Raw genomic sequence first — 18,295 nt, 5'->3', positions numbered from 1 at the left:
GGGATTGAGGGAGGGGGTCCATCAGTGGATCGCCAGACGACATCCACCCCGGCCCTCCCTCAAGGGCAGGGTTATCGCATATGGCGAATTGGCACCGGGCTCCCAGCCCCCCACCCCAGCCCTCCCCGCAAGGGGGAGGGAGTTCGGGCTGCGTGTTTGGCAATATCTCACCTGGCACTCGATGCGGCTCCTCCCCCTTGACGGGGGAGGTTGGGAGGGGGTGTGCAGCACGCTCAAGCCCAAATGCGATAGCCCTCCCTCAAGCGAGAGGGAGCGCAGGAGCCGCATCAACCAGAACGTGAAACGCTCTGAGCTCGCTCAAATCGTCTACTCTTGGGATGGCCGTTGCCCTAACGAAAAAGGCCCCGGATTGCTCCGGGGCCTTTTTGATGTTGGTCTATCGCTCTCTTAGCTGAGGCGGCCGCTTGCATGGGCGAGGGTGGTGTAGACCTTGCCGCGGTCGGAGAGCAGGTATTCGCGGGTTTCGGCGGCGGGGCGCGGGCCGGCGGCGGCGCGCTTCAGCAACTGTTCGAATTCGCTCATATAGGCCTGGGCAGTGCGGGCGAAGTCGGCATCGCGCTGGATGCGCTTGCGCACTTCGTCATAGGTTCCCTGGCCGGTCAGCGTGTAGATGCGGCGCGAGAACACGTTGGACTCGCCCGCCTGGTAGCGGCTCCAGGCGTCGGACAGGGCCGCGTCGTCGATGGCGCGGGCGATTTCCTCGGTCAGGCCGGAAAGGCTCTGCGGCGCCTGGCCACCGGCCTGCTGGGCCGAAGCATTGCGCAGCACGTCGCGCAGCCACCCACCTTCACCGGCATCGGCCTCCGGACGCGCGGTGGCGGCCGGCTGAGCCTGTGCTGCAGGGGAGGGGACCTGGGTCCGCTGTGGTTGCGGCTGGGCCTGCAGCGCAGCCTCGGCCACCGGGGCAGCGGTGGTGCGGATCGGGTCTGCCAGAACCGGACGGCTCGGCGCCGGCTCCTGGCGATAGGCGGTTTCGACCGGCTGCTGGCGCTGCGGTTGCGGCTGGTAGGCCTGAGGCTCCGGCTGGCGGGGTTCAGGCTGGCGCGGTTCCTGCTGGCGAGCAGCACGCTGCGGCGCGCGGCGGTCGGTCAGGTCGTGGCTGGCCGGCTGGTTGCGCACGATAGCGTTGAGCTCGCTCAGGGCCTCGATCTGCTCGGCCACGACGCGGCGCATGGCGGCGGCGCTGGCACGGGTTTCTTCCGGCAGTTCGTTGACGCCGCGAGCCAGTTCGGCGCGGGTGGCTTCGAGTTCGCTGCCCACTTCGCGGGCCGTGTCGCGCATGGCGCGGGCGGTTTCAGCGAAGCGTTGAGTGGCTTCTTCGATCGCGCGCTGCATATCGCCGACCATGCGCTGCTGGGCTTCCTGCAGGGCCATGTTGGCGCGCTGGCCTTCCGAGCCGGCGGCCTGATGGAAGGCGCTGAGCCGCTCGGTGACGTCGCCAGTCGTCTGGTCGAGCGTCTGGCGGAACTGGCCGGTGGACTCGTCGATGGCGCGACGCAGCTGCCCGGTATTGGAGGCAATGGCGCTGCGCACCGAATTGGTCGAGTCCGAAATGGTGTCGGCCAGGGTGCTGGTGGTGGTGGTGAGCACGTCGGTGACGCTGCCTGCCGTGGAGGCCAGCACATCGCTGACGCGACCGGCATTGTCTTCGAGCGCTGCATTGACCTGGCCGACCTGGTCGGACAGAGCGGAACGCACGGCGCTCGAGGTCTGGTTGAGGGCGGCAGCGGCAGCCTCGGCGGCGCGCTGGACGGCATTGTCCACCTGCGCCGCATTGCCGTGCAGGGCGCTCGTGAAGCGTTCATTGGTCGAGTAGAGCGCGGCATTGACGCTGTCGCTGGTCGACTTGAGGGCCTCGTTGACTTCGCCAGTCGTGGATTCCAGCGCCTGGGTGATGGTGCTGGTGGTGAGGCTGAGCTGGTCGGTAACGCTGTGGGTGGTGGCCTGCAGCGCTTCGTCCATGGCACGACGTGCCGAGATCAGGCGGCGTTCGGTATCGTTGACCGTATCGGCGATCGACTGGGCGAACATGCGCATGCGGCCATCGATATCGTCGGCGCGGGTGGCAAAGCTCTGTGCCAGTGCATCCATGGCGCCACGGCGTTCTTCGAGGGTCTCCAGCGCCGTGCTGCTGGTGTTCTCCAGCGAGCGCGAGGCGGCGGCGATGCCGTTCGCCTCGGCGTCGAGACGACCAAGAATACCACCGAATTCGTCGACCATGGCCCGGATGGTGTGCTGCAGGGCACCCACATGCTGGGTGACCATTTCGCCCGCTTGCTCGGTCTGGCCCATGGCTTCGCGCATGGTGTTCGAGTAGTTGGCGGTCTGCTGGGCGACGCTGGTTTCGAGGCTGGCGAGGTTCGCCGTCGAGGCGTCGAGCACACGCTGCAGCAACAGGTTGGAATCGTTGAGCTTGTTGAGGGCCGAGGTCACGTCGCTGAGGATGCGGCTGGTCGATGCCGACATGATGGCCTCGGCGCCTCGGGCATTGTCGGCCAGCGCGTCGCGCAGCAGATTGCCATGGCCGCTAAGGGCCTGCTGCAGCTGTTCGGAGCGGCTGGAGACCAGATCGGCGAACTGGCTGGTATGCTCTTCCACCGAGCGGTTGATTTCGCTGAGGCGGCTCTCGATCGCATCCACCGCACCCACGCCCTTTACCGACACGATCTGGTCGATATTGGTCGCGGCCTGGCGGATCTGGTCGAGCGCGCCGCGCACGGCGCTGTCCATGCGGTTGGCTGTGGTCTCGACGTCCTGGGAAATCGCATGTGTGGCCGCTGTGATGCGGGTGGCGATGGTTTCCTCGATGCGGTCGGCACCGGCCTCGAGATCGGCCATGGACTGAGTGATCGAGGTGCTGATCGAGGCGTTGAGTGAGGCCAGGCGCTCGGCCGTGATGTCGGCGCGGGCAGTGATGGCCTCGGGCAGAGTGCCGAGGCGCTGATCGACCATGTCGACAATCGCCTTGCGGGCGGTGCTGACACCGGTTTCGATCCGCTCGGCAGCCTGGCGGGCGCTTTCGCCCACGCTCTGGCTGGCAGCTTCGATGCGGGCGGTCACGCCGCGCTCGGCATCGGAAATACGCGAGATGGCGTTGTCGAGGCCTTCGCCCAGCGAATTGTTGACCTCGGCGACCCGGCTCGACACGGCGGTCGACATCTCGCCAAGGCGCAGCGACATGGTCTCGGTGACATTACGCAGCGAGCCATCGATGCTTTCGCGGGCGGCAGCGCTGTGCTGGTCGAGCGTGGTTGCCAGTTCGGCCGTGTGCAGGCCGATGGTTTCGCCGATGGAGCTGGTATGGTTGGCCAGCGTGTCGGACAGCGCCTGGGTGCGGTTGCCCAGAGCTTCGGACAGGAGCTGGGTGCGGGTGGTCACAGCGCTGGCCAGCTGCTGAGTGCCGCCCTCGAGCGCGCCCGAAATCTGCTGCACGCCGGCCTCGATATGCGAGACCATTGCGCCGGTGCGTTCGTCGATCTGCCCGGTAAGCGCTGCGGCACGCGATTCCAGTTCCAGCGACATGGCGTTGGTGCGCATGTCGATCTGGCTGGTCAGGCTTTCGGCATGGGTGTCCAGAGCCTGCGATAGGCTGCCGATGCGCTCGTCCACGCGGCCCGTAAAGGCCTCGGCACGGCTGTCGAGCGCCTCGGTCAGAGCGGCGCTCTTGGCGTCGATCTGGCCGCCGAGCATGGCTGAGCGCGCATCGATGGTTGAGGCCATCTGCTGGGTGCGTTCGGCGAGGCGGCTGGTGAGCGTCTCGGTGCGCGCGTCGAGTTCGGAATTGAGCTGCTGGGTGCGCTCGTCGAGGCGGATGCTCAGGGCCTCGGTACGGCTGTCCAGTTCCGACGAGATAACGTCGGTGCGTTCGGTCAGCGTGTCGGCAAGGCGCTGGGTACGGCCGGCAATGGCCTGGTCGAACGCCTGGGTGCTGCTGGTGAGGGTCTGGCCCAGTTCCTGGGAATGGGCGCGGATGGTTTCCGACAAAGTGCTGGAGTGTTCGGAAAGCGTTGCCTCGAGCGCGGCGGAGCGGCCGACCAGGGTCTGCTCGAGCTCGCCGGTGCGGGTGGCCAGGGTTTCGGAGACGGCGCGGGTCTTGGCTGACAACACGTCGCTGAGTTCGCGGGTGCGCTCGGCGACGACATCGTTGAAGCGGCCCGATTCCTGATCGAGCGCCATTTCCAGCACATTGGCGCGGGTGGCGAAGCTGGCGCCATGGGCTTCGAGGCGGGAGATCAGCTCTTCGCCCTTATCGCCGATGACATTGTCGAGCGCATGCAGGCGCTGGTCGAGCACGCCCGCGATTTCGGTCAGGCGGGCATCGAACACGCCCAGCGAATCCTGGCCGGCGGTGGAGAGGGTCAGACGGGCGCGTTCGGACGTGTCTTCCACCGCGCCATTGATTTCCAGCAGGGCGGTCTGCAGGCGACTGTCCAGGGCATTGAGCTGGATGGACATCGACTCATCGACCTGCCGGGTCATGGTTGCCAGCAGCAGTTCGGCTTCGCGCGAGCGGCCGCTGATATCGCCAGCGATCTGGGCACCAATGGCCTGCAGGGCGTCGCCCACTTCCAGGCCGCGTTCGCGCAGGCGCTCGATCAGATCGCCGCCGCCCTGGCCGAGCAGATTGGCCAGCGCTGCAGTGCGTTCTTCGAATGCGGTGCTGAAGGTGGTGGTGCCGGCTTCCAGCGTCCCCGAGATCGAGGAGGCACGGCTGTCGATAGCCTTGGCCAGCGCGGCAATGCGGGTTTCGAGGATTTCGGTGAAATTGCCGGAACGATCGTCGAGGAGTTCGGACAGCGATGCGGTCTTGCCCTCGAGCAGACCGGTAAGGGCGGCGTTGTTCTCGTCCAGAAGCCCCGAAAGCGAGGTGGTGCGGCCATCGAGCAGGGCCGTGAGCGCCGAAATCTGCTGTTCGAGCAGACCGGCGAGCGAGGTGGTGCGATCCTCGAGCGTGCCGGTCAGCGTGTCGGTCTTCAGCGACAGGGTTTCGGTGAAGCGGGCGGCATTGCTGTCCAGCGCCTGGGTCAGGATGTTCATGCGCGTATCGAGCGACGACGACAGCTCGAGCGTGCGGTTTTCCAGATTGCGCGACATGGCCGCGGTCTGGTCGTCGAAGGTCAGCGACAAGCGGCCGGCGCTGTCATCGAGCGCCGAGATGAAGTCGGTGGTACGATTGTCCATCAACTGGACGAAATTTTCGGCGCGATCACCGAAGGCATTGGTCAGCGTGCTGCCCGCAGTCTCCAGCGCCTGGGTCAGGTTGCCGCCGCTCTCCACGATGGTGCCGGCAATGCGCTGGCTGATCATGTCGAGGTCGAAGACCAGCCCGGTATGGCTCTCGGTAATGGCTTCGCGCACGCGCTCGGTATTGGTGAGCACGCTTTCGCGCTGGCTGGCCAGTTCGGCGATCAGCGCGCGCATGCGAGATTCATTGTCCGAATAGGTGCGTTCGAGCGCGGTGACCTCGTTGTGGATCATCACTTCCAGTTCGCCGGCACGCGACAGGGCGCGTTCGAGGCCATCGCCCAAGGCGTTGACTTCGCGGCGCACGGCCTGGCCCACCGAGGCAACCTTATCGGCGGCGGTGACTTCGGGCTCGGCCAGGCGCATGGCGGCCTGGGTGATGGAGGAGGCGGCGTTGCGCAGGTCCTGGGCGCGGCGGATCAGCGTGGCGACGGCGAAGAAGCCGAGCACCGGCAGCACCATAATGGCGAGCAGGGTGATGAATTCGATCGTGCCGACGAACTGGCCGAAATTGCCCATCTGTGGGCCAAAGCGCAGCCAGGCGACGGTACCCGAGGCGGCGAGCCAGATGATGGAGAGGCCCAATGCCAGCCAGGTCGGAGCGGACGAAGACCTGCTCTGCAGCGCGTAAAGTACCTTGGAGGTGGCGATGCGGTCATCATTGGCGACGGCGCCAGCCTGCTGGGCAATCTTGTCGGCTGCCTTGAGGCGCTCCGAGCGGGCCGTGTCGGCGGGCTTTTTCGGCTTTTCGGGGGGCGTACTGGAGTCGAGGTTGAAAACCGATTCCTTGAGTGCGTCCTCGACGGCCGAAAATGCCAGCGCGGCAGGATCGTTCTGGGGTGTCGGATTCTTCGCCATACTCTTTACAACTTTCGCGTCGGCACTGCAGCTACACGGCGGACTTCGGAAGTTGTGATGACACGCCAGCCCTTTCCGGGCCGGTGGTCAAACCGGAACAATTCGATGCAATTGCCCCACATCATCCCCAACCGTCGCCGCCGCGCGCTGGTTCAAAGCCCATTCATACATTCAATTTTATGCAAACCGAATGCTTTCTTACCCAAAGGTTAATTTTTGGGTGGGAAACGTTAACGAATTGAGGGACAAACAAAGGCGAAGATGTGGCTTAATCACCTGTTCACGCCGCTCTTCTAGGCTATCCACAGCGGAGATTGCCCTTTGGCATGTGTCCTCCGGTTGAGTTGAGTGGAGTAGCCGGAATGGCCCAGCCAGCAATCGTCGAAACCGTCGTCGCAGACCTGCCGCGCCGGTCGCAGCGTCCCATCGATCTCGTCCATCTCGCCAAGCAGTGCCTGGGTGACGAAAATCTGGAGCTCGAGATCCTGCGTCTGTTCGACAAGACGCTCGCCACCTATTTCGGTCGCCTCAAGCTCGCGACCAGTTTTGACGAGCTCAGCACCAATCTTCACGCCATCAAGGGCGCCTCGGCCGGGGTCGGGGCGACCGGCGTCGCCGAACTGGCCAAGGCGATGGAAGACGAATTGCGAGCCACCCGTCCCATTTCCCCTGAACGCATCGACGACCTCGGTGTCGCTGTCGAGGAAGTCCACGACTTCATCGCCCGCATGCTGGCTGGAACGCCTGCCTGACAGCGATCGCTTCCGGTAGGTTTATGGTGCCAATGCGGCCGCGAATTGCGGTACCAACTGGTCGACGGCATAGGGGATCGACACCACTGACGCTGCCGAAAAGGCCAGGTCACCGAGAAGAATGAAGCGACCTTGCTTCACCGAGGTCAGCGTATCCAGCGTAGGTGTCTCTGCGAGCAGCGCGTCAAAGCTGCGGCCATAGGGGAAAGCCACCACGATATCGGCGTCGTAGTCCGGCAGCAGTTCGGCGGATATGGTTATATTGGCCTCGCCCTCCGGTACCTGCGCCGTGGCGGCGATCGGTGAGAAGCCGAGGGCGTAAATCGTCTGGTTGACTATGTGGTACTCGCCGTAGCTCCAGATGCCGCCGGGGAAGATGTCGAGATAGTTTGCGGTCTTTCCCGAAAATTCCGGGTGAGCTGCTTTCTGCTCTGCCAGGTGCTTTTCGAGCGTGTTCAGCAGCGCCAGACCATCATCGCGCCGTCCGAGCGCTGCAGCGATGGTCAACGTCGTCTGTTCGGTCGTGGCCGACCATGGCGCCGCTCCATGGGGCAGATAGACCGTTGGCGCGATCTGGCTCAGGAATGCGTATTCGTCCTCGTCGCCACCCGAATGGGTAAAGACGATCAGATCGGGCCTAGCTGCGGCGATGGCTTCGTAATCCAGCTCTCGCCCCGTCCAGACGATAGGCTCGCTGGTCAACAGTTTCTCCGACCATGGCCCGACGCCAGCTTCGAAGCCGAAATTGCTGCGAATGGCGACCGGCTGCACGCCGAGCGCCAGAAGGGTATCGGCATCCCGATCGATGAGGGCGATGACGCGCTCTGGCGCCGCCTCGATCGTGATCGTTCCCAGCGCATGTTCGACGGTGACGGGAAATGCCCCGTCCTGGCTGTAGCTGGATGCGACCATTGCAAAGCTGCAGGCCAGCACGGCAAACGCGAATCTGATCGACATACGCTACTCTTGAAATAGATGATTATGATTCTCATCTTTAAGTGTGTGCCCAATCAGGTCAAGCGGCCCCGTCTCCGAATTTGACCGCGCCCCGCTCTTTCCCCTATAGAGCGGCCAACATAATGTCGGTTTCCGCCGTGCCTGCATGCATCGGCGTCTCAGCATCCAGCAGTTCCATGTCCCATTCCGCCGCTGCCGAGGTTTCGCCCCGGCCTGTTTCCGAACCGTTCCGCCTCCGTCGTACCTTTGCGATCATCTCGCATCCGGACGCCGGCAAGACCACGTTGACCGAGCGGTTGCTGGCGGCTGCCGGCGCCATCCAGTCGGCGGGTGCAGTGCGTGGCAAGGCCGGGCAGCGCTCCACCCGCTCGGACTGGATGGAGATGGAGCAGCAGCGCGGCATTTCCATCACCTCATCGGTGATGACCTTCGATTATGACGGGCTGACGCTGAACCTGCTCGACACGCCTGGTCACTCGGACTTTTCCGAGGACACCTATCGCACGCTGACCGCCGTCGACGCCGCCATCATGGTCATCGACGCCGCCAAGGGCATCGAGGCGCAGACGCTGAAGCTGTTCGAGGTCTGCCGCCTGCGCGACATTCCGATCATTACCTTCATCAACAAGGTGGACCGCGAGGGCATCGCGCCGCTCGAGTTGATCGACGAAATCCAGGACAAGCTGGCGCTCGATCTCACCCCGGTGCTCTGGCCCATCGGTATGGGCGTCGATTTCGGCGGCTATATCGATCTGCAGGAAGGCCGGGTCGTCAGTCCGCAGGGCAAGGAAATCGCCGAATTCGAGCAGCTCGAAGATTTGCTCGACGTGCCGGCTCTCGCCGACAATCCGGTGTTCATGACCGCGCTCGAGACGCTGGAAATGGCCCAGGCCATGCTGCCCAAATTCGATCTCGACACTTTTCACCAGGGTCATTTGAGCCCGGTGCTGTTCGGCTCGGCGCTCAAGGGCGTATCGGTGGCTGAACTCCTGCGCACACTGGGCGACTGGGGGCCCGAGCCACGGCCGCAGCCGGCGCTGCCGGCCCCGATCGAGCCGGCCGACAAGAAGGTGACCGGCTTCGTGTTCAAGGTGCAGGCGAATATGGACGCCAATCACCGCGACCGCATCGCCTTCGTGCGCCTGTGCTCGGGCAAGTTCGAGCGCGGCATGCGGCTGAAGAATGTGCGCTCGGGCAAGGATATGGCTGTGTCCAACCCCATGTTCTTCTTCGGCAATAATCGTGAACTGGCCGAAGAGGCTGTGGCGGGCGACATTGTCGGCATTCCCAATCATGGCACGCTCTCGGTGGGGGATACGCTGACCGAAGGCGCTAATATCAATGTGACCGGCATTCCGAATTTCGCGCCGGAAATCATCCGCCGTGTGCGGCTGACCGACCACATGAAATCCAAGCAGATGGCCAAGGCGCTGACCGATCTTTCGGAAGAGGGCGTTACCCAGGTTTTCCGCCGCATGGTGGGCGCTGACTGGATTGTGGGCGTGGTGGGGCAGCTTCAGCTTGAAGTGTTGTTGGCCCGCGTCGCCAAGGAATATGGCGTGCCGATCAGCTTCGAGAGCATCGGCTTTGAGGTTGCGCGCTGGGTCGAGAGCGACGACGCCGATGAACTCAAGCGCTTCATCACCGCCCAAAAGATGAACATGGCCGAGGACCGCACCGAAGCGCCGGTCTTTCTGGCGCAGAATGCGTGGTGGGCGGACCGTGCCAAGCAGGATTGGCCGAAAATCCGCTTCCTCACCACCAAGGAACGCCATTGAGCCCGACTGATCGCATCGCTGAATTTGTCGACGCGGTGGCGGCGGCTTTCGCTGATGGGACGCTGCTCAAGCTCAAATGCGGTGGCTACCACGGCCCTGAGCCTGAGCTCAAATCGGTCGAAGCGCGCAAGGTCGCGATCAAGGCCGGCGAGCGGCTGAGCTTCGTCTTCCGCTACAAGACGCGCGATATCACCAAAAATCTCACACTTGATGAGGCGGCGGCTTTTCTCGTCGAGGGCCTCGCCACCAACTGGCGCAGCGCGCGGCTGGAGACGGCGGTGTTCGATCTGCAGTTCGAGCGGCAGGGCGACAAGCTGCGCCTCAAGCGCACCGAGGTGGCCGGCCGAGACGCGCCTCCGGTCGATCACGACCGCGCCAAGAACCGCCCGCTTGCTGCCACCAACAAGCCCTGGCTGCATGCGCTGGGCCTGACCGGCAAGGACGGCGCCGTCCGCAATGACGCGCAGGATAAGTTCCGCCAGATCAACAAGATGGTCGAAATCTTTGCGCCCCTGATTCAGGCCCTTCACGCAGAGAATCCGCGCATTCTCGATATGGGCGCTGGTAAGGGCTATCTCGATTTTGCGCTTTACGACTATCTCTCAAGCCTCGGCCAGAGCACCGAAATCATCGGCGTCGAGTTGCGGGACAAGCTGGTGGCGGACGGCAATGCCAATGCTGCCGCCTCGGGCTTTTCCGGCCTTCGTTTCGAGAATGGCTCCATCCTCGATTACGACGCCAGCGGCGCCGATGCGGTGATCGCGCTCCATGCCTGCGATACTGCCACCGACGACGCCATCTATCAGGGCATCAAGGCCGGTGCGCGGCTGATCGCCGTCGCCCCCTGCTGCCACAAGCAGATCCGCCGGCAAATGGAAGCGGGCTCGCCGGATGAGAAGCTCGACTTCCTGCTGCGCCACGGCACCTTCATGGAAAAGCAGGCCGAGATGGTGACCGATGGCTTGCGAGCCCTGATCCTCGAGGCCAATGGCTATCGCACCAAGGTGTTCGAGTTCGTGTCCGACGCCCACACACCCAAGAACAATCTGATCGTCGCGCAAAAGGGCGGCGGAGGGTCGCGGCAGGGAGCGCTTGACCGGATCGCCGCAGTGAAGACACTGTTCGGTATCGAAAAGCATTATCTGGAAGGTCTGCTGGATAGCGGACCGCAGGACTAGGCCCTCCCAATGACCAAGATTACCTATGTCACCTCGCAGGGTGAGCGCATCGAAACCGAAGGCGAGAACGGCTCGACCGTGATGGAGACGGCGATCATGAACGCCGTGCCCGGGATCGTGGCCGAATGTGGTGGTGCCTGCACCTGCGCCACCTGCCACGTCTATGTCGACGATGCCTGGCGCGAGACCGTCGGCGGCCCGTCGATGATGGAAGAAGACATGCTCGATTTCGCCTTCGACGTACGCGACAACAGCCGCCTCTCCTGCCAGATCAAGGTGCGCCAGGAGCTCGACGGCCTCGTGGTACACGTGCCGACCCGCCAGGGTTAGTCGCAGCGCCTGTGCAGGAACGGCCAGTCCCAGTCGGCCTTGCCCGTCGCACTGACCTCGTAGCGATAAAAGCTGTCGGCATCGAGCCAGACGATGACGGAGCTCAGCCCCGTCGTCACCGGCAGCCAGTTGGTTCGTCCGGCGAAGGCTTTTAGCGTCAGGCGCACCGGTGGCTCGATATCGGTCTTGCGGCTGAGTGCAATCCCTTCCGGACCGTCCAGCGCAATGTCCAGCGGGTCATCGCAGCCAACCAGCGTGCTGGTCGCTATCGTAGTCTCGTCATCGGGAAAGCCGACGGACCATTGGCCGATAAAGGGTGCCGCCACGCCATTCGGCACCGCCGGATTGCCCTCGCGCGGAAAATCTCCGGCGAATGCGATCGGCGAAATGAGGGCGAGGATGGTTGCGCAAAGCGCGGCGTGCAATCTGGACATGGGCCCAGTCTAGGGGCCAGTGCGTTTCATGCACCCCCCGAACCGGGGCGCTGCCGACATGCGCAACAACCAGACTGGCGGGGGTAAATTTTCCGTCGGCGCAGGTGAAATGGATTCTTTTGGCGGCAGCGCCCGGCAGTCCGATTGCCCATTCTACTGGGCAGCATTTGCAGGAAATATAAAAGCTATTGAATTTCAAGGCCTTGCTGGCATTCGCCAGTTCGGATTACTTTCCGCCATCTCGCGTACAGGAAGAAGATGGCACTCCTCAACACATTCCCGTTGAGTTTCAAGGTAAAGGGCAAGCGCATCATCATCGTCGGTGGAGACGATGAGGCCCTCAACAAGGTCCGGTTGGTTTCTAAGACTACTGGTTCGATAGAGATTTACGCAAGCCATATCGAAGCCGACTTTTCTTCCTTCCCGGCTACCGTTCACAACCGCGCCGTTACGGCAGGGGACATTGCCGGTGCGGCGCTGGTCTTCGTAGCCGAGGAAAGCCCTGCCGCGGAGATCGCCAAGCTCGAGGCGCGACGGCTCGGCATTCCGCTCAATGTGGTCGACGTGCCGGCCGAATGCGACTTCTACACCCCCTCCATTGTCGACCGCGCGCCTCTGACCGTCGCGATCTCAACCGAGGGCGATGCGCCGGTGCTGGCGCGGCTGGTGCGGGCGCAGATCGAGGCGCTGCTGGCGCCCGGGATCGGCAAAATTGCCGCTCTCGCCGGTGGGTTACGCCACAAGGTTGAGAGCTTGATTCACGATGGCGCTGCACGGCGGCGCTTCTATGAGGACCTCGTCACAAGGCCGGGTGTGGATGCTGAGGCACTGCTGGCCCAACACGCCGAAACTGGCGCGGGGCAGGGCGTGGTCTGGCTGATCGGCGCCGGTCCCGGTGCCGAAGACCTGCTGACATTGCGCGCCCAGCGGCTGCTGCAACAGGCCGATGTTATCGTGCATGACCAGCTGGTGCCCGCCGCCGTCGTCGAAATGGGCCGTCGCGATGCCGAGCAGATCTGCGTCGGCAAGGCGCGCGGCCATCACTCCTTCAGCCAGGCGCAGATCAATACGCTGATCGTGCGGCTGGCGGGCGAGGGCAAGAAGGTCGCTCGGCTCAAATCCGGCGATCCCATGGTCTTCGGGCGCGCCGGCGAGGAGATCGAAGCGCTGCGCAAGGCTGGGTTCGCCTATGAGATCGTCCCTGGTGTCAGCGCCGCACTGGCCGCTGCCGCCGACACCGCCACGCCGGTGACCTTGCGAAAAGTGTCGAGCGGCTTCGTCATGGCCACCGCCCATGGCGCCGACGACAGTGACCTCGCCCATTGGGCCGCTCTGGCCCAGTCGGGGCTGACGCTGGCGCTCTATATGGGCAAGGCCATTGCCGCAGACACCGCCGGGCGTCTCCTCGCCCAGGGCGCTCCCGCCGACCTGCCGATCGGCATTGTCGTCAATGCGGGCCGTCCGAGCAGCACCTCCTATGCAGGCACGTTGGGCGGTCTCGCCGCCGGTGCCGTCGATTTCATCGATGGCCCTGCCGTCATTCTCGTTGGCCGTGCTGTCGCCCATGGCGACTGGGCCCATGCCGCTTCGGCGGCCGCCATTTCTTTCAAGGTAGCCTGATCCATGGAAATCCTCACCGGCAATGAACTGATCTCGGGCGCCACCGTCTATCTCGACGGCACCGGCACCTGGGTCGAGGATCTCCAGGCAGCTCGATTGTTCTCCAAGGACGAGACGGCCGAGCGCGACGCTGCACTGGCCGCCACCAAGGCCGGCGGCAGGGTGATCAGTCTTGAAATCGAAGAAGTAAGTCAGGAGGGCGGGCAAATCGTGCCCAAGCGCCTGCGCGAACGCATCCGGGCGGCGGGCCCCACCGCTCCCCTAACTCTTCATGGGCAGGCGTATGATCGCCAGCACTTAGGTGACGACGGGCATGTATCGATATGACGAATTCGACGCCGCTTTCGTAGCGGGTCGCACGGCGCAGTTTGCCGACCAGGTGAAGCGCCGCCTTTCGGGCGAATTGACTGAGGACCAGTTCCGGCCGCTGCGGCTGATGAACGGGCTCTATTTGCAATTGCACGCCTATATGCTGCGCATCGCCGTGCCCTATGGCACGATGAACAGCCGGCAGATGCGCAAGCTCGCCCATATCGCCCGCACCTATGATCGCGGCTATGGCCACTTCACCACCCGGCAGAACATCCAGTTCAACTGGCCAAAGCTCAAGGACATTCCGGTGATCCTCGAGGAGTTGGCCTCCGTCGAAATGCACGCCATCCAGACCTCGGGCAATTGCATCCGCAATGTCACGACCGACCAGTTTGCGGGCGCTGCCGCTGACGAGATCATCGATCCGCGCCCCATTGCCGAAATCCTGCGGCAATGGTCGAGCCTCCACCCCGAATTTTCCTACCTGCCGCGCAAGTTCAAGATCGCCATCACCGGGTCGCCCAATGACCGCGCTGCCATTCGTTTCCACGACATCGGCTTGCAGGCCGCAGTGAATGGTGCGGGTGAGGTTGGCTGGGAAGTCTGGGTCGGCGGTGGTCTTGGCCGTACGCCGATGATTGCCAAGCTGATCAACAGCTTCGTGCCCAACGAGCACCTCTTGGCTTATCTCGAATCCATTATGCGCGTTTACAACCGCTATGGCCGCCGCGACAACAAGTACAAGGCGCGCATCAAGATTCTCGTCCACGAAGAGGGGCTTGAGAGCATCAAGGGCCAGGTGGAAGCCGAGTTCGCAGAAGTGCGCGGCGGTGTGCTCACCCTACCGCAGGAAGAACTCGACCGCATCACCGCCTATTTCGCGCCGCCCGATTTTGCCGACCGTTCCGGCGACAAGATCGATATCGCCTATCAGTCAATCATCGACCCGGCCTATGGCCGCTGGCTCGACAACAACCTCTTCCCGCACAAGCAGACCGGTTACGCAGCGATTACCATTTCGCTGAAGCCGGTCGGCGGTGCGCCGGGCGACGCGACGGATACGCAGATCGATGTCGTCGCCGATCTTGCCGAGCGCTATTCCTATGACGAGTTGCGCGTAACGCATGAGCAGAACCTGGTCCTGCCGCATGTGGCTGTCGCTGATCTGCGCGCCGTCTACCACCTGCTGGTCGCCAACGGCCTCGCCGAGGGTAACAACAACCAGATCACCGACATGATCTGCTGCCCCGGTCTCGACTTCTGTGCCCTGGCCAATGCCCGTTCCATTCCGATTGCTCAGGAAATCTCCAAGAAATTCGCCGCTCCCGAGCGCCAGAAGGATATCGGCGATCTCAAGATCAAGATTTCCGGCTGCATCAACGCCTGCGGGCACCACCATGTGGGCCATATCGGCATTCTGGGCGTCGAGAAGAAGGGTGGCGAGCTCTATCAGATCACCCTGGGCGGCGACGCGACCGAGCAGGCTGCCGTGGGCAAGATCATCGGCCCGGGCTTCGAGGCCGACGCCGTTCCCGGCGCCATCGAAAAGCTGGTCGATTTCTACATCGCCAACCGCACCAGCGCCGAAGAACCCTTCCTCGCCGCCTATCGCCGACTGGGCGAGGCGCCGTTCAAGGAGGCGTTGTATGGGGATGCTTAGTTTTGATCGCGGAGGCTCCTTTTCTTCTCCCTCTCGGGGAGAAGGTGGCGCGCAGCGCCGGATGAGGGGGATGCCCCAACAAGGGTGGATGGTACCCCCTCACCGACCCGGCTTTGCCGGGCCACCTCTCCCCGAGGGGGAGAGGAATAGGGGCGCCGTGCGCAAGGAGACATTCCATGGCCATGCCTAAACTCGCTCCCGTTCCCGTCGCCAATGACAAGCTGCGGGCCCTCGGTATTCTTGCGCTCAACGGCATGTTCGATGAGATGGATGCTGTCGGCGTGCTGCGCTATGCGGTCAGCGACGTCATTCCCGGCGACCTTGCCATCGTCTCGTCCTTCGGTGCTGACTCCGCCGTGCTGCTGCATATGGTGGCGCAGGTGGACCCGTCCATGCCGGTCTATTTCCTTGAAACCGGCAAGCATTTTCCCGAGACGCTGGCCTATGTCGAGACGCTGAAAAGGCAGTTCGGCCTCCTCAATATCCACGGCATCCATCCGGACCCGGCTGATATCAAGCGTTTCGATCCTAATGGCGACCTGTGGGAGACGGACCCCGATTCCTGCTGCCATATCCGCAAGACCGAACCGCTGGAGCCGATTACCGAGCAATATGGTGGTTGGGTCACCGGCAGGAAGCGCTACCAGACCAAGGAACGCGGCGTTCTCCCGCATTTCGAGCTCACCTCGGACGACCGCATTAAGGTCAATCCGCTGGCCTATTTCACCGATGCCGATGTCGTGGAATACCGCCAGAAGCATAACTTGCCCGAGCATCCGCTCTATGCCAAAGGCTACAAGTCCATTGGCTGCGCGCCCTGTACTTCGGTGGTTGCCGAGGGCGAGGACCCGCGCGCCGGACGGTGGCGCGGCCTCAACAAGAAGGAATGCGGCATCCATTACGATTTCAGTGGAGCGATCGCCAATCCGATGAAAGCTGCCAACCGCCACACGCTCTGGAAAGACGGTGCCTTCATCGCCGACCCGTTCAAGGCCTGGGAAGAGAGCACCAATCCCGCTGAAGCGCGCTATGTGCATGTGCCGCTGCCGGTTTTCCTCGCCCATCGCGCCGAGTTCCTGGCCAATCCGCATCCACTGGGGCTGCTGGTTTCCCCGGGCGACAAAATCGAGGACGTCGCCGACGATCTCTCCCGCTTCGCCTCGATCGCGATCCTCTTCCCCTCGTTCACTGATGGTCGCGGCTATTCCACCGCGCGGCTCCTGGTCGAGCGATACAAATATGCCGGTGAAATCAGAGCCTTGGGCGACGTTTTGCAGGATCAGATTCCGCATATGCTGCGCTGCGGCATCAATGCGCTGGTGGTCACCCACGAACCGACCCGCCAAGCGCTGATCGAAAACCGCCTGCCTGAGGTTTCGGTGTTCTACCAGCCGGTCGGCGTCACCGAGATTCCGCTGGGCACGCGCCCCTTCCTTCGTCGCGTCTCCTAGGATAAGTGGAGCGTAGTCGTCGCCTTTAGGCGATCCGCCGGGGCCGCTGGTGACAGCGGCGGTTCCCATCAAACAGCGCGGGGCAGGGTGCCCCGATGGGACCAATTCCGGAGCCGCTGGCGGTTCCGGTTTCGAATGGACTTTGAAAGATGAGCACTGAGATCACCACCGATGTCGTTGTCATTGGCGCGGGCCCCTGCGGGCTGTTCGCGGCCTTCGAACTCGGGCTGCTCGACATCAAATGCCACTTCATCGACATTCTCGACCGTCCGGGCGGCCAGTGCGCCGAGCTCTATCCGGAAAAGCCGATCTACGACATTCCGGGCTTTCCCGTGGTCACCGGCCAGCAGTTGACCGACAACCTGATGGCGCAGATCGCGCCCTTCTCCCCCGAGTTCCATTTCTCGCGCATGGTCAATTCCATCGAGAAGCTCGAGGACGGCTCGTTCAAGCTGCAGACCGATGCCGACGAGACCTTCTATACCAAGGTCGTGGTGATCGCGGCCGGCGGTGGCTCGTTCCAGCCCAAGCGCCCGCCGGTGCCGGAGATCGAGCAGTTCGAAAACAAGTCCGTTTTCTACGCCGTCCGCAAAATGGAAGATTTCCGCGGCCAGGACGTGGTGATCGTCGGCGGCGGTGACTCGGCGCTCGACTGGACGCTGAACCTGCAGCCCATCGTCCGCACCCTGACGCTGGTGCATCGCCGCGACGCCTTCAAGGCCGCCCCGGCCTCGGTCAACAAGATGAAGGAGCTGGTGGCAGAAGGTAAGGTCAACTTCCAGCTCGGCCAGATCGCCAAGCTCGATGGCGAAAACGGCCAGATCAACCATGTGCATCTGACCACCGAAGCCGGTGACCTCTCGATCCCCGCCACCCGCCTGCTGCCCTTCTTCGGTCTCACCATGAAGCTCGGTCCGGTCGCCGATTGGGGCCTCGAGCTCAACGACAATACCATCGTGGTCGACACCGAAAAGTTCGAGACCTCGGTGCCCGGCATCTTCGCCATCGGCGACATCAATTATTACCCCGGCAAGCTCAAGCTCATCCTTTCCGGCTTCCACGAAGCCGCACTGATGGCCCAGGCCGCCAAGGCGATCGTCTCGCCCGGCGAGCGCGTGGTGTTCCAGTACACGACGTCGAGCACCAAACTGCAGAAGAAGCTTGGTGTGGCTTAGAGCCTGCTGCAATAACCCCCCATCGTCATTGCCCGGCTTGACCGGGCAATCCATCTTGCGGAGGCATGCACCACCCGGTCCTCGGATCAAGTCCGAGGATGGCCGGGTGGTGACGATCAATGATAGTCTTGTTGTTCTGGCAACTTGACGCTATCCCCATCGCGCTGTTGAGGAGCGCCCCATGAAGATCATCGTTACCGACCAGTCTGGCGACGTGCACGAGCTCGAAGGGCTCGACGGCTGGCGCGTCATGGAGGTCATCCGCGACTGGGGCCTCAACATCAAGGCCGAATGCGGCGGCGCGCTGAGCTGCGCCACTTGCCACTGCTATGTGGACAATGATTGGCTCGATGCCGTCGGCGCCCCCAGCGACGAGGAAGAGGACATGCTGGACTCGGTCGGCGACGTGAAGACCAATTCCCGCCTCTCCTGCCAGATTCTCTGCTCCGACGCCCTCGATGGCCTGAAACTCACCCTGGCGCCGAGTGCGGCCAAGGATTGAGACAGACCCCCACCTATCCTTCC

13 protein-coding genes are annotated in these 18,295 nt (G+C 63.3%); 10 read left to right on the top strand and 3 right to left on the bottom strand.

Annotated elements, in window-relative coordinates; translation table 11 throughout:
- Window positions 1-408 precede the first annotated feature (408 nt).
- Complete coding sequence (locus BGO80_RS03015; protein WP_286718993.1) at window positions 409-6,123, bottom strand: apolipoprotein A-IV repeat region-like domain-containing protein; 5,715 nt, start codon at window positions 6,121-6,123, stop codon at window positions 409-411.
- Between the two features lie 362 nt (window positions 6,124-6,485).
- Between BGO80_RS03015 and BGO80_RS03010 the strand changes: the two genes are divergently transcribed.
- Window positions 6,486-6,875 carry an Hpt domain-containing protein gene (locus tag BGO80_RS03010; RefSeq protein ID WP_286718991.1) on the top strand — a complete coding sequence of 130 codons (390 nt, stop codon included), beginning with the start codon at window positions 6,486-6,488 and terminating at the stop codon, window positions 6,873-6,875.
- Window positions 6,876-6,896: 21 nt separating this feature from the next.
- Here the strand turns inward: BGO80_RS03010 and BGO80_RS03005 are convergent, their stop codons facing one another.
- Window positions 6,897-7,832, bottom strand: a complete 936-nt coding sequence (locus BGO80_RS03005; protein WP_286718989.1) for an ABC transporter substrate-binding protein — start codon at window positions 7,830-7,832, stop codon at window positions 6,897-6,899.
- A gap of 176 nt (window positions 7,833-8,008) precedes the next feature.
- Here BGO80_RS03005 and BGO80_RS03000 point away from each other — a divergent pair, with 176 nt between their 5' ends.
- From BGO80_RS03000 to BGO80_RS02990, 3 genes are read left to right on the top strand one after another with little or no spacing between them, the layout of a single operon-like run.
- Window positions 8,009-9,610 (top strand): peptide chain release factor 3, encoded by a 1,602-nt coding sequence (locus BGO80_RS03000; RefSeq protein WP_286718987.1) that lies wholly within the window; start codon window positions 8,009-8,011, stop codon window positions 9,608-9,610.
- Window positions 9,607-10,788: a class I SAM-dependent methyltransferase gene (locus tag BGO80_RS02995; RefSeq protein WP_286718985.1), complete on the top strand. Its 1,182-nt coding sequence runs from the start codon at window positions 9,607-9,609 to the stop codon at window positions 10,786-10,788. The genes BGO80_RS03000 and BGO80_RS02995 overlap by 4 nt, the downstream gene beginning before the upstream one ends.
- A 9-nt stretch (window positions 10,789-10,797) precedes the next feature.
- Entirely contained in the window at window positions 10,798-11,118 is a 321-nt protein-coding gene (locus BGO80_RS02990; RefSeq protein WP_126152047.1) for a 2Fe-2S iron-sulfur cluster-binding protein, read from the top strand.
- Here the strand turns inward: BGO80_RS02990 and BGO80_RS02985 are convergent.
- Window positions 11,115-11,552 carry a hypothetical protein gene (locus BGO80_RS02985; protein ID WP_126152048.1) on the bottom strand — a complete coding sequence of 146 codons (438 nt, stop codon included), beginning with the start codon at window positions 11,550-11,552 and terminating at the stop codon, window positions 11,115-11,117. The two genes, BGO80_RS02990 and BGO80_RS02985, sit on opposite strands and share 4 nt — an antisense overlap.
- Before the next feature lie 258 nt (window positions 11,553-11,810).
- Between BGO80_RS02985 and cysG the strand changes: the two genes are divergently transcribed.
- The 6 genes from cysG (at window position 11,811) to BGO80_RS02955 (ending at window position 18,272) form a co-directional block, all read left to right on the top strand.
- A complete protein-coding gene (gene cysG / locus BGO80_RS02980) occupies window positions 11,811-13,172 on the top strand; it encodes a siroheme synthase CysG (protein WP_286718982.1) in 1,362 nt (453 codons plus the stop codon).
- A 3-nt stretch (window positions 13,173-13,175) separates the two neighbouring features.
- Window positions 13,176-13,499: a DUF2849 domain-containing protein gene (locus BGO80_RS02975; RefSeq protein ID WP_286718981.1), complete on the top strand. Its 324-nt coding sequence runs from the start codon at window positions 13,176-13,178 to the stop codon at window positions 13,497-13,499.
- The gene (locus BGO80_RS02970) at window positions 13,486-15,144 is read left to right on the top strand and encodes a nitrite/sulfite reductase (protein WP_286718980.1); all 1,659 of its coding nucleotides are present in this window, start codon (window positions 13,486-13,488) and stop codon (window positions 15,142-15,144) included. Before BGO80_RS02975 ends, BGO80_RS02970 begins: the two co-directional genes overlap by 14 nt.
- A gap of 176 nt (window positions 15,145-15,320) precedes the next feature.
- Window positions 15,321-16,595: a phosphoadenylyl-sulfate reductase gene (locus BGO80_RS02965; protein WP_286718965.1), complete on the top strand. Its 1,275-nt coding sequence runs from the start codon at window positions 15,321-15,323 to the stop codon at window positions 16,593-16,595.
- A 149-nt stretch (window positions 16,596-16,744) separates the two neighbouring features.
- Entirely contained in the window at window positions 16,745-17,770 is a 1,026-nt protein-coding gene (locus BGO80_RS02960) for an NAD(P)/FAD-dependent oxidoreductase (protein WP_126152053.1), read from the top strand.
- 181 nt (window positions 17,771-17,951) lie between these two features.
- A complete protein-coding gene (locus BGO80_RS02955; RefSeq protein ID WP_286718961.1) occupies window positions 17,952-18,272 on the top strand; it encodes a 2Fe-2S iron-sulfur cluster-binding protein in 321 nt (106 codons plus the stop codon).
- Window positions 18,273-18,295 lie beyond the last annotated feature (23 nt).

Source organism: Devosia sp. 63-57 (assembly GCF_001899045.1).
Taxonomy (GTDB): Bacteria; Pseudomonadota; Alphaproteobacteria; order Rhizobiales; family Devosiaceae; genus Devosia; species Devosia equisanguinis.
Note: the sequence above shows the minus strand (reverse complement) of the source record. Positions and strands in the feature narration are given on the sequence as shown.

Coding starts and splice junctions, on each gene's coding strand:
- BGO80_RS03005 (WP_286718989.1), bottom strand. CDS start 7,832: ATGTCGATCAGATTCGCGTTTGCCGTGCTGGCCTGCAGCTTTGCAATG.
- BGO80_RS03010 (WP_286718991.1), top strand. CDS start 6,486: ATGGCCCAGCCAGCAATCGTCGAAACCGTCGTCGCAGACCTGCCGCGC.
- BGO80_RS03015 (WP_286718993.1), bottom strand. CDS start 6,123: ATGGCGAAGAATCCGACACCCCAGAACGATCCTGCCGCGCTGGCATTT.
- BGO80_RS02985 (WP_126152048.1), bottom strand. CDS start 11,552: ATGTCCAGATTGCACGCCGCGCTTTGCGCAACCATCCTCGCCCTCATT.
- BGO80_RS03000 (WP_286718987.1), top strand. CDS start 8,009: ATGTCCCATTCCGCCGCTGCCGAGGTTTCGCCCCGGCCTGTTTCCGAA.
- cysG (WP_286718982.1), top strand. CDS start 11,811: ATGGCACTCCTCAACACATTCCCGTTGAGTTTCAAGGTAAAGGGCAAG.
- BGO80_RS02965 (WP_286718965.1), top strand. CDS start 15,321: ATGGCCATGCCTAAACTCGCTCCCGTTCCCGTCGCCAATGACAAGCTG.
- BGO80_RS02970 (WP_286718980.1), top strand. CDS start 13,486: ATGTATCGATATGACGAATTCGACGCCGCTTTCGTAGCGGGTCGCACG.
- BGO80_RS02960 (WP_126152053.1), top strand. CDS start 16,745: ATGAGCACTGAGATCACCACCGATGTCGTTGTCATTGGCGCGGGCCCC.
- BGO80_RS02955 (WP_286718961.1), top strand. CDS start 17,952: ATGAAGATCATCGTTACCGACCAGTCTGGCGACGTGCACGAGCTCGAA.
- BGO80_RS02975 (WP_286718981.1), top strand. CDS start 13,176: ATGGAAATCCTCACCGGCAATGAACTGATCTCGGGCGCCACCGTCTAT.
- BGO80_RS02990 (WP_126152047.1), top strand. CDS start 10,798: ATGACCAAGATTACCTATGTCACCTCGCAGGGTGAGCGCATCGAAACC.